The following is an 11111-nucleotide window of genomic DNA, read 5'->3' as shown; positions in this document are numbered from 1 at the left end:
AAGACAGCAAGAGGCATCTGCTCTGTCTCTTGTGGTGGCAGTACAATTCGGACGCGGGGTGGAGCAGCTCGGTAGCTCGTCGGGCTCATAACCCGAAGGTCGTCGGTTCAAATCCGGCCCCCGCAACCAACTATTTGTAGTCATGGCAAGCGCATTGCGCCGCGGTGGAGACGAAGACAGCAAGGGGCAACTGCTCTGTCTCTTGTGGTGGCAGTACAATTCGGACGCGGGGTGGAGCAGCTCGGTAGCTCGTCGGGCTCATAACCCGAAGGTCGTCGGTTCAAATCCGGCCCCCGCAACCAACTTCTGACTGCTTTTCTTCTGCGTTACCTCTCTGATTTTCTCCAGCATCTGTTGCTTGCACACAATGATGTGTGTTTTTCCGATCCCTCTCGCCAATTGTTCGGTATCATCCTGCTTTCTGTTCATGGATGAGGCCGCAACCTGTGATGACCCCTTTCAGCTACTCCCCTCCCACAATCACGATGCAGACCGCCTCCCTCGCCGAGGTAATGGCAGGGCCGACTGCCGTCAAACTCCTGCTCATTGCCGACTCAGCGCGCGATACCCTGCTGGCGACGCCTCCCTTTGCCGCCGTGGCAACCCAGATAGCCCTGGGTCAGAAGGCCCCCTATTCCCTCGACGACAGTCAGGGGCTGCAACGGGTGATCTTCGTCGAGCCCAGCCCCGCCCTGGATCATCGACTCTACAAGCAGGTGCGTACCTGGGTGGCCCCCCTTTCGGGGCTCAAGGCGACGGAGCTGGCGCTGCACCTGGAGGGCTTCGATGCCGTCCACAGGGCGCGGCTGGCGGAGCTGGTGATCGCTGCCCTGCTCGCCGCCGACGTCCCCCTGCCGACCCAAAAGCGGGACGAGGAGGCAAGGCCCGGCTATCAGCAGCTGTACCTCTCTCCCCCGTGCGAGCTGGACCCGTCCCGGGTGGCGGCGGAGGCCGAAGGCAACGGCTTGGCCCGCCACCTGGCGGTGCTGCCTGCCTCCGAGCTTGACGCCCAAGGCTACCGGGCCTTTGTGCAGCAACTGGCGCAGCAGGAGGGGTGGCAGTGGCAGGAGTTTGACGAGGCGGCTCTCTCCACCCTGGGCGCCGGCGCCTTCCTGGCGGTGGCCAGGGGCTCGGAAAACGGTCAGGCCGCCATCGTCAGGCTCAGCTACTGCCCGGCCAACCCGGTGCGCCGCCTCGCGCTGGTGGGCAAGGGGATCTGTCACGACTCCGGGGGCTACAACCTGAAAGTCGGTGGCAGCATGTATGGCATGCACCTGGACATGGGGGGCAGCGCGGTGGCGCTGGGGACGCTCCATGCCATCAGCCGGGCGAAACTGCCCGTTGAGGTGCACTGCTGGCTCGCCATCGCCGAGAACCACATAGGCCCGCAGGCCTACCGGCCCGGGGAGGTGGTGACTGCGCTGAACGGCACCACCATAGAGGTGGTGGACACCGACGCCGAGGGGCGCATGGTGCTGGCGGATGCCCTGACCCTGGCGGCCGGGGACAAGCCCGATCTGCTCATCGACTACGCCACTCTGACCGGGGCCTGCAAGCGGGCGATCGGCAGCCGCTACAGCGGCGCCTTCACCAATCGATCCGAGTGGCTACCCGAGCTGATCAGCCTGGGCCAGCAGAGCGGGGAGCGCGTCTGGCCCTTCCCCCTGGACGAGGATTACGACGACAACCTCGAGAGTGAGTGGGCGGATCTGTTACAGTGTGCCCCCGGCGCCTCGCCGGATCATATCGATGCCGCCCGTTTCCTCAGCCGCTTCGTGCCCGGGCAGACGCCCTGGCTGCACCTCGATCTGAGCGGTTTTCGCAGCAAGGGGGGTAACGGCGTGGTCGGCAGCGAGGTGACCGGTTTTGGCGTCAGGCTGACCCTGACCCTGCTCGACAGCCCTCTGGGGATGGCCGCGCCCGACGCATGACATGTGGCCAAGCACAACCAATAAGGACAAGCGTGAAACAAGCAAGCTATGACTGGGTGCTGTTCGATCTGGACGAAACCCTGCTCGATTTTCCGGTCGCCAGGGCGCTGGAGCGGACCCTGCAGATCTACGGCGTGGCGCCGACTCCCCCCAAGATGGCGGAGTACCATGCCCTCAATCAGCGGCTCTGGCAGCAGTACAACTCGGGCGAGATCGACGCCGCCCACCTGCAGCAGACCCGTTTCTCCCTGTTTGCCGAACAGGTGAACGTGGCGCCCATGGCGATGAACGACACCTTCCTGCAGCAGATCATCGCCCTGAGCGTGCCGCTGGAGGGGGTGGAGGAGACGCTGAAGACCCTCAAGGACAAGGTCAGGATGGGGATCATCACCAACGGCTTCAGCCTGCCCCAGCGCGGGCGCCTCGACAAACTGGGCTGGAACGCATGGTTTGAGCCTCTCGTTATCTCCGACGAGGTGCAGGTGACCAAGCCGGCGGCGGCCATCTTCCAGCATGCCCTGGCGCAGATGGGGCAGCCGAGCCCGGCGCGGGTGCTGATGGTGGGGGACAACCCCAAGACCGACATCGCCGGCGCCGCCGCCCAGGGGCTGGCCACCTGCTGGTACAACCCGGGCCGCGAGGCGGGGCCCTGCGACGCGACCCACGAGATCCACCACTTCGCCCATCTCTCCGCCATAGTGCTGGGAGCCTAGGCACAACCCTTGCCCGCAAGGGCGTAAAAAACAAGGCAGCCCATGGGCTGCCTTGTTTGCATCCGGCGCCGGTTAGAGGCCGAGGCGGGCGAGCAGCCAGGCCTCCAGCAGCGCCACCCCGGGGGCCAGCACGGCCTCGTCGAAGTCGAACTGCGGGTGGTGGTGGGGCGCCGCCAGGTTGGCTCCCAGGATGACATAGGCGGCCTGACCGCCGTGCTGCTGTACCCGCTCGATGAGAAAACCGGCGTCCTCGCTGGCCCCAAAGCGGCGGGTGTGGATGGTCTCGAGCGCTATCTCCTGTGCGAGGGGCACGAGCTCCTCGATCAGGGCCGGGCTGTTCTCGATGCCGATGGCTTCGCCCTGTTTGCGGATGAGGTAGGTGGTGCCCTGCATCAGGGCGGCCCCTTCCACCATCTGCTGCACCTGATTGAACATGTAGTCGTTGAGGGCCGGCGTCGCGCCGCGGGTCTCTCCCATCAGGCGGGCATGGCCCGGGATGACATTGCGCCCGCTGCCGCCGTTGAGCTGGCCCACATTGATGCGGGTCATGCCGTCCCGATGGCGGGGAATGCCGAGCATGGCGGTGGTGGCCATGCAGGCCGCCGCTAGGGCATTTTGGCCCGCGTTGGGCTCGAGCCCCGCATGGGCGGCTTGCCCCATAAACTCCACATCGAACTTGGTGGAGCAGAGAAACTCGGTAGGGTTGACCACCAGCTCGCCGCTGCTCGCGTGAATGCCGATATGCAGCGCCAGCAGGGCGTCCACATCGTCGAGCTGGCCCCCTGCCGCCAGCGCCTTGCCGCCGCGGCATCCTTCTTCGGCAGGCTGGAAGAAGAGCTTGATACGGCCATGGAGGCGATCGGCGAGGGCCGCGATCCGCTCGGCCAGCACCAACCCGATGGCGGTATGACCGTCGTGGGCACAGGCGTGCATCCAGCCCGGGTTGGCGGAGTGCCACCCCTCCCGGCCGGGCAGGTGTGACGCCTCCTGGCTCTCTTCGACCTCCACCGCATCGATGTCGAAGCGAAACGCCAGGGTGGGGCCGGGACGATTGCTCTCCCAGAGTCCCATCACCCCGGTGAGCTCGTCGATGCGTGCCAGCCACTCCGGGTGCGCACCCTGGTGCAAAGCGCGCGCCTTCTGGGCCTCGACGTCTACTTCCCGTCCCATGATGAGATTGCTGGCGAGCAGCTGATCCCCCAACACGACGGAGAAACCGAGTTCATGGAGACGTTGGGCGATGAGGGTGGTGGTGCGAAATTCACACCAGGCGGCTTCGGGGTGACGGTGAAGGTCGCGGCGCCAGTGGCGCAAGGCATCCTGAGTCATGGTGATTCCTGCATGGCAAATCCAGCGGCCATTGTGACGGGCAGGGGAGCAGGAGTAAATCCCGGGATGGCGGATGCGACAAGGGGAGCCTGGGCTCCCCTTGAGAAATGGCATTGATGCCGCAAGGTCGTTTTATGCGCGCAGATCGCATTCAACGATGGCTTGGCGCCATCCTTTGCCAGAGCGAGTCAAAAACCCATGTTGCAGTCTGTTTTTTGAACCCGTTCGGTCTGTATCGAGTCGCAGGCGAACAACAGTGGCTGATTGACCGGCTTAGAGCTGTGCCAATGAAGGCATGGAGACGGCAACCAGGGTGAAAAACACGGTGAAAACGGCGGTAACTACGAACTCTTTCATGATTCTATCTCCCTTGGTTGGCTCATGATGGAACCAAGATACCACAACGGAGCGATAAAACAACGAAAAATGTAATTATGAGGCAAAAATGGTTATGCGGTGAAATATGACTGCATTTTTACAAGTTTAAGGGCGTTTTTTGTCCTGGCAAGGATTTCATGGTGATGTCAGTGAAAGAAGAAATATATAAAACCTTTAAATACATTGAGTTATGTTGTTTTTGTAACTATTTCCGTGGTGGTTTCGATTGGAATCTTTGTGGTGACTTCCATTTTACGGCAGCAAAATGGCCTGCGGGATGCGCCGATTGATGTCGTCTTAGGGAGGTTGGTGGCTGCTAGCCAGGTTTTGTCATCCCATGTCATGTTTTCTCACGACTTGTGCCCTAACCCCAGTCTGCAAGGCTATTTCCAGCCAGGGTTATCCGATGAAGGCTCAATTTTCTGCTCATCCCAAACAGGATGGGAGCAAAAAGAGTACGGAAAAACGACAAAACGGTCGCCAAAGGAGCATGGAAGGGAAAGGGGGAAGCGGGAAAATGGGGGATCGATCTTCATGGGGCCTTGGGTGGCCGGAAGCCCCGTTTCTCGCTGTTTTCTGGGGGAATGGCGAGCCGGTGGGCCCGTGCGCAGGAGGAGCGGGAGATATCGTCGGCCCACCCGGGTTGCTATATGGCGCCTGTGTGATGGGATGAAGCGCAGGGGAGCCCTGGCGCAGGGCCGTGGCACTGCGGCACGAAGGCCTTTATCCGGACCTGTCGCGAACAAGGTGAGCAAGCAGAAAAGCAGGGGAAAGAAGTAAAGGAGAAGGTCGTGGGGTCAGAGGCTCAGGGCCGTCGGGCAGGGGTAAGACATGGCGACAGTGGCAAGTGGATAGTGGATAGTAGGGCCCCACAGAGGGGGCTGGGGGGTGAGGAGCCCGCATAAAAAAACCCTCCAGAGGAGGGTTTTTTGTCAGGCCACCGCGCTTAGAACAGGGTGGTGGAGAGATCGTACAGCTCCTGGTTGAACGGGCGCTTGAGGTTCTCGATGCAGTCGATGATGTCGTGGTGCACCATCTCGTTGCCCTGGATACCGACGCAGCGGCCACCCTGGCCGGCCAGCAGCTGCTCGACGGCGAAGGCGCCCATGCGGCTGGACATGATGCGATCACGGGCAGTGGGGGAACCGCCGCGCTGGATGTGGCCCAGGATGGTGGCACGGGTCTCGCGGCCTGTCATGGCCTCGATGTCCTTGGCCAGGGCGTTCACGTCGGTGACGTGCTCGCAGATGGTGATGATGGCGTGCTTCTTGCCCTTGGCTTCGCCTTCCTTGATCTGTTGCAGCAGCTTATCCTTGTCGAAGGCCACTTCCGGCACGATCACGTACTCGGCGCCACCGGCCACGGCAGCGGACATGGCCAGATCGCCGCAGTGGCGGCCCATGATCTCGACCACTGAGATGCGGTGGTGGGAGCTGCAGGTGTCGCGCAGGCGGTCGATGGCGTCAACCACCACGTTCAGGGCGGTGTCGAAGCCGATGGTGAAGTCGGTACCGGCGATGTCGTTGTCGATGGTGCCCGGCAGGCCGATGCAGGGGAAGCCCTCTTCGGTCAGCTTCTTGGCGCCCATGTAGGAGCCGTCACCGCCGATGACCACCAGGGCGTCGATGCCGTGCTTCTTCAGGTTCTCGATCGCTTCGGCACGGACTTTCGGGTCCTTGAAGGCGGGGAAACGGGCAGAGCCCAGGAAGGTGCCGCCGCGGTTCACCACGTCGGAGACGCTGTGACGCTCGAGCTTGACGATACGGTCCTGGTGCAGACCGAGGTAACCATCATAGATGCCGTAGACTTCCAGGCCATGATGCAGACCGGCACGCACCACGGCGCGGATGGCTGCGTTCATACCCGGTGCGTCACCACCACTGGTCAAAACACCAATACGTTTGATTTGTTTGGTCATGAGTGCCTCTGGATCTGAGTTGTCGAAAATCAATATCTGAAAAATACGGACAGCCGTTTTTACTATATCGGCTTTCCTATGGCGAAGGGTCCATAGGAAAGCGATATGCAGAGAGGGGCGGGGCCCCTCTCTCCTGGCCGCTTACTTGGCGGCGCCAGCGATGATCTGGGAGAAGTCGTCCACCTTCAGGGACGCGCCACCCACCAGGCCGCCGTCGATGTCCGGCTGACCGAACAGATCGGCAGCGGTGGCACCGGTCACGGAGCCGCCGTACAGGATCTGTACCTTGGCAGCCACGTTTGCATCAAAACCGGCCAGGTACTGGCGGATGTGAGCGTGCACGGCCTGTGCGATTTCCGGGGTGGCAGTCTTGCCGGTGCCGATGGCCCAGACCGGCTCGTAGGCGATGACGGCGTTGGCAAAGGAGGCGATGCCGCAGCGATCGATCACGGCCTTGAGCTGGGTCTCGACCACCTGGTTGGTGGTGCCGGCTTCGAACTGGGCCAGGGTTTCACCGATGCACAGAACCGGGATCAGGCCGCCCTTCTGGATGGCTTCGTACTTGGCTGCCACCACGTCGTCGGTCTCTGCGTGCAGGGTACGACGCTCGCTGTGACCTACCAGGGAGTAGGTGCAACCGAAGGCTTTGAGCATGGAGGGGGCGTTTTCGCCGGTGAAGGCGCCGGACTCGTGGACGTCGGCGTTCTGGGCACCGTAGGCGATCTTGCTGCCGGCAGTCAGCTGTTCAACCAGACCCAAAAAGATAACCGGCGGGCAGACGGCCACTTGCACGGACGGATGAGCGGCAGCGGCCGGGGTCAGTCCTTTGATCAGGGCTTCTACAGAAGCCTTGGTGCCGTTCAGTTTCCAGTTACCCATTACCAGGTGCTGTCTCATCTTCTATATCTCCTAGGCATTTGATTGCGCAACATTATATGAATTGAACCGAGCCCAAGATAGCTGACCCGGCGGCAAATGACGTAATTTTTTTTCGCTTTCCTGATCCAAATCAGGAATGCAAGGCGCGATTGCTCACTCGGTGACCTGCCCCCGCAAACGGGCCCACCATACCCCAATCCACTCGTGAATGGCAGCCTCGGAATACATCAGATAACGCCCCTTCGGCAGGTAGCTGTAGAGGGGTTGCGGCTCCTGACTCTGCTTGGCGGTGTAGTCCGTGGGAGCCGGCACCGCATCGAGTCCCTGACCGCGATACAGGGCCATGGCCCGGGGCAAATGGGTGGCAGAGCTCACCAGGACCACCCGCTTGCCCTTGAGGTGGCGGGCGATGCTGACCGCCTCGTCGTGGGTGTCTTTGTTGTTTTCAAACAACGTCATCCGGGCGCGGGGGATGCCGAGCGTCTCGGCCATGCGGGCGTTGACCTCGGCATTGGAGAGCGGATCCCCGGAAACATAACCGGAGAAGACCAGCTCGGCTCCTGGATAGGCCTGGGCGAGGCGCACCCCCTCCAGGGTGCGAGCCAGGGAGATGTTGTTCTGCCAGGAGCGCTCGGGCACCGCCGGATCGCTCACATGGCCGTTGCCGAGCACGACGATGGCCTGGATGTCCGGATGCTGGCTCACCTCGAACGGCGGATAGGTCTGCTCCAGGCTGCGGGCCAGTTCATAGCTCACCGGCCGGGTCCCCATCAGGGCGATGATCACCAAGGAGAGGGTCGCCAGCAGCCTGCCGCTTTTTTGAAAGCGGGTGAACCAGAGCAGCACGAGCGCCAGCACCAACAAGGAGAGAGAGAAGGGGAGCGGCATCAACAGATGACCCAGCCACTTTTTAAGCTCGAACACGGCAGACACTTCCTTGAGTTTTCAGCAAATTCGGGATGTGACAGAATACCCCTCTTTTTGGTCTGGCCCAATCCTGTGGCCAAGAGTTGAGTGTGTCTTGAAGCAAGATCAGAGTTTTGACGGGCGTGCGGACAAGTTCGCACGCAACATTTACGACTCCACCAAGGGGCGCATTCGCACCACCATTGTCTGGAGCGACATCGAAGCCTGCCTGGCGCGCCTGGGCAACCGGCCCCTTCGCATCCTGGATGCCGGCGGCGGCTTTGGCTATTTTGCCCAGAAGCTGGCGGCCATGGGCCATCAGGTGGAGCTGTGCGATCTCTCGGCAGAGATGCTGGATCTGGCCCGGGAGCAGATCGCCCAGAAGGGGCTGGAAGACAGAATTCGTCTCATCCATTGCCCCATTCAGGATCTCAGGCAGCACCTGACCGGCACCTTCGATCTGGTGCTCTGTCACGCGGTGCTGGAGTGGCTCGCCGAGCCGCGCCAGACCTTGCTGGGTCTGTTCCCTTTCGTCAAGCCAGGGGGCATACTGTCGCTGCTTTTTTACAATCGTCACGGCCTCCTGTTCCAGAGCCTGGTGGTAGGCAATTTCGACTATGTGCGCCTGGGCCTTCGCAAGAAACGCCAGACCGCCCTGACGCCCACCAACCCCCAGTTGCCGGAGCAGGTCTACGACTGGATAGGCCGGGGGGGATTGCGGATCATCGGCAAGACGGGGGTGCGCGTCATCCACGACTACATGCGCCACAAGCAGGATCAGCACGAGAAGTTCGAGGATCTGCTCGCCATGGAGCAGCAATATTGCCGTCAGGAACCTTTTGTCTCCCTTGGGCGCTACATCCATGTGATGGCCCAGAAACCGGCCGGTTGAGACACACCGGCGTGAATACGATGCGGGATCCAGCCGCCGGGGCGCCACCGACCCCGGCCTATATCACCACGGCGGGCGAGTGACCCGCCGACTATAACAACGAGATGATAACGTCATGATGAGTACATCCCGTACCCTGCCAGAGACGGTGGGATGGGTCAGACAGGAGGGGTTGTCCCTGAACCTCCCCACCGACAGGCTGGCCTTTCTGATCGCGATCAAGACGCTGTCCGAGGACGAGTCTGATCTCTCCGAGGCCGCGCTGCACGACGCTTTCGGCTATGTGAGCAGTGCCTTCGGCCAGATGGACGAGACCCTCACCGGTCGCGCCAACAACGCCATCAACGATCTCATTCGCCAGCAACTGCTGTCGCGTTTCACCACCGACATGGTGGCGGGGGAGAGCCTCTACCGCCTGTCGCGCCTTGGCATGAGCATCGTCGACTTCTTCCTGGAGAGCCGCCAGGTGGACTCCATCAAGCTCTCCATCCTGCTCGAGCACCTGGCCGCCGAGCTCGACACCGCCCGCAAGGCGGCGCTCGAGACCAACACCCGGGAGCAGTGGGATGCCGAGGTGCTGCCACGGCTCACCTTCTCCCTGGAGGAGACGCTGGGGCGCATCGATCTTACCCAGCGCGCCATGGACGAGCAGCAGAACCAGGTCAAGAGCGAGATCGCGGCCCTGCTGACCCAGAACTGGGTCGATGCCATCCACAGCTGCGAGAAGCTCCTGCACGAGACCGGCCAGACCCTGCGCGAGTTGCAGGACACCCTGGACGCCGCCGGCCACCGCCTGCAGGCGGGGCTGCTCAACATTCAGGAAGCGGCCCAGGGGCGTGAGGATCTGTTCCACGTCGAGGAGCTGACCCACGCCCTGCAGGGGCGTCTGGACGTCATCACCGCCTGGGGCCAGCAGTGCATCGAGCTCTGGTCCCGCTACGACAGGCACGTCCACAAGTTCATCCGCAACGCCATCGACATGGACAAGAACCGCGCCTTCAGCCAGCGGCTGCGCGAATCCATCCGCAACTTCGAGCAGCACAGCTGGTTGTTGCGGGTGGCCGAAGAGCCCCGTTTGCTGGAGCTGCGGGATGAAACCATCGCCATCCACGACGAGGAGGTGACCGGCGAGGTGCCCCTCGAGATGGAGTACGTGGAGATGGTGGACATCAACCAGGAGCTGGCGGAGCGCATCGAGCGCTACCTGGCCCGCTACCCCGAGCAGGGAGATCGGCTGGATCTTGCCGACGTGCTGCGGGAATACCTGCTGGACTACCCGGCCCATGCCCACTTCGACGTGGCGCGCCTCCTGATCGATCAGGCCGTGCGTCTCGGCCATGCCAGCGGTGAGCGCGAGCACCACCGCCAACCCGCATGGAAACCCATCAACCAAGCTGGATCCAAGGTTCAGGCCTATGTCATCGATCAATACTGAATTCCCCTTGCCCCTGCGCCTCGCAGAGGCCATCGCCAACCCCTTGTTTCCGCGCATCGATACCGCCCTGCGCTCCGGTCGCCACATCAGTGCCGACGAATTCGAGCAGCACTCGGCCCTGGTGGAGTACCACCAGGAGCTGGAGATCTTCTACGGCCGCTATCAGGTGGAACTCATCAAGGCGCCGGAAGGCTTCTTCTATCTGCGTCCGCGCCCGAGCGCCGACATCGGAACAACAGTGTTATCTGAGCTCGATATGCTGGTGGGCAAGGTGCTCTGCTACCTGTTCCTGAGCCCGGACCGTCTCGCCTCGGAAGGGGTGTTCGCCATGAGCGAGCTGCAAGAAGAGGTGCTGGGTCTGGCGGACGAGAAGCAACTGCTGCGCATGGTCAACAGCCGCTCCGGCGGCACGGATCTGGACAAGAAGAAACTCCTCGAGAAGATCCGCACCTCCATGCGTCGCCTCAAGCGCCTCGGGATGATCACCCCCCTTGGCAACAGCGACAAGTTCAGGGTCAACGAATCCGTGTTCCGCTTCGCCGCCGATGTGCGTTCCGACGAGGATCCCCGCGCGGTGCAGCTGCGGATGATCCAGGAAGGGGAGGCCATCTTCCACGACGACGAGATGCCGAGCAGCGATTCCCTGTTCGAGGATATCGAAGAGGATCTGGACGAAGAGCAGCTGGAGCTGGAGGTGGAAGATGATCTGCAACGTTAATGTGCCGGCACT

General features: G+C 62.2%; 9 protein-coding genes and 2 tRNA genes. 7 read left to right on the top strand and 4 right to left on the bottom strand.

Annotated features, from left to right (window positions below):
- Window positions 1-52: 52 nt before the first annotated feature.
- From BN1132_RS05210 to yjjG, 4 genes are all read left to right on the top strand, one after another.
- Window positions 53-129, top strand: a tRNA-Met gene (locus BN1132_RS05210).
- Window positions 130-225: 96 nt separating this feature from the next.
- Window positions 226-302 (top strand) — tRNA-Met (locus BN1132_RS05205).
- A 144-nt stretch (window positions 303-446) separates the two neighbouring features.
- Window positions 447-1931 (top strand): M17 family metallopeptidase, encoded by a 1485-nt coding sequence (locus tag BN1132_RS05200; protein ID WP_042075644.1) that lies wholly within the window; start codon window positions 447-449, stop codon window positions 1929-1931.
- 32 nt (window positions 1932-1963) lie between these two features.
- On the top strand, window positions 1964-2644 hold the full coding sequence (gene yjjG / locus BN1132_RS05195; protein ID WP_042075643.1) for a pyrimidine 5'-nucleotidase: 681 nt from the start codon (window positions 1964-1966) through the stop codon (window positions 2642-2644).
- Window positions 2645-2716: 72 nt separating this feature from the next.
- Here the strand turns inward: yjjG and BN1132_RS05190 are convergent, their stop codons facing one another.
- The 4 genes from BN1132_RS05190 to elyC all read right to left on the bottom strand — a co-directional run bounded on the left by BN1132_RS05190 (window position 2717) and on the right by elyC (window position 8072).
- Complete coding sequence (locus BN1132_RS05190) at window positions 2717-3973, bottom strand: amidohydrolase (RefSeq protein ID WP_042075641.1); 1257 nt, start codon at window positions 3971-3973, stop codon at window positions 2717-2719.
- Between the two features lie 1324 nt (window positions 3974-5297).
- Complete coding sequence (gene pfkA / locus BN1132_RS05185) at window positions 5298-6269, bottom strand: 6-phosphofructokinase (RefSeq protein WP_042075639.1); 972 nt, start codon at window positions 6267-6269, stop codon at window positions 5298-5300.
- A gap of 141 nt (window positions 6270-6410) precedes the next feature.
- Complete coding sequence (tpiA, locus tag BN1132_RS05180; RefSeq protein WP_042075636.1) at window positions 6411-7166, bottom strand: triose-phosphate isomerase; 756 nt, start codon at window positions 7164-7166, stop codon at window positions 6411-6413.
- Between the two features lie 135 nt (window positions 7167-7301).
- A complete protein-coding gene (elyC, locus tag BN1132_RS05175) occupies window positions 7302-8072 on the bottom strand; it encodes an envelope biogenesis factor ElyC (protein ID WP_042075635.1) in 771 nt (256 codons plus the stop codon).
- Window positions 8073-8169: 97 nt separating this feature from the next.
- On the opposite strand from elyC, the gene cmoM reads away from it, so the two are divergent.
- From cmoM to mukE, 3 genes are all read left to right on the top strand, one after another.
- Window positions 8170-8946, top strand: a complete 777-nt coding sequence (cmoM, locus tag BN1132_RS05170; RefSeq protein ID WP_042075633.1) for a tRNA uridine 5-oxyacetic acid(34) methyltransferase CmoM — start codon at window positions 8170-8172, stop codon at window positions 8944-8946.
- A 115-nt stretch (window positions 8947-9061) separates the two neighbouring features.
- Window positions 9062-10381 (top strand): chromosome partition protein MukF, encoded by a 1320-nt coding sequence (gene mukF, locus BN1132_RS05165; protein ID WP_042075631.1) that lies wholly within the window; start codon window positions 9062-9064, stop codon window positions 10379-10381.
- Complete coding sequence (gene mukE, locus BN1132_RS05160) at window positions 10362-11099, top strand: chromosome partition protein MukE (protein WP_041997033.1); 738 nt, start codon at window positions 10362-10364, stop codon at window positions 11097-11099. The genes mukF and mukE overlap by 20 nt, the downstream gene beginning before the upstream one ends.
- The last annotated feature ends 12 nt before the right edge of the window (window positions 11100-11111 follow it).

Origin of the sequence: Aeromonas sanarellii (assembly GCF_000820085.1) — a bacterium.
GTDB lineage: Bacteria > Pseudomonadota > Gammaproteobacteria > Enterobacterales > Aeromonadaceae > Aeromonas > Aeromonas sanarellii.
The sequence above is the reverse complement of the archived record's forward strand: the minus strand, read 5'-3'. Positions and strand labels throughout refer to the sequence as shown.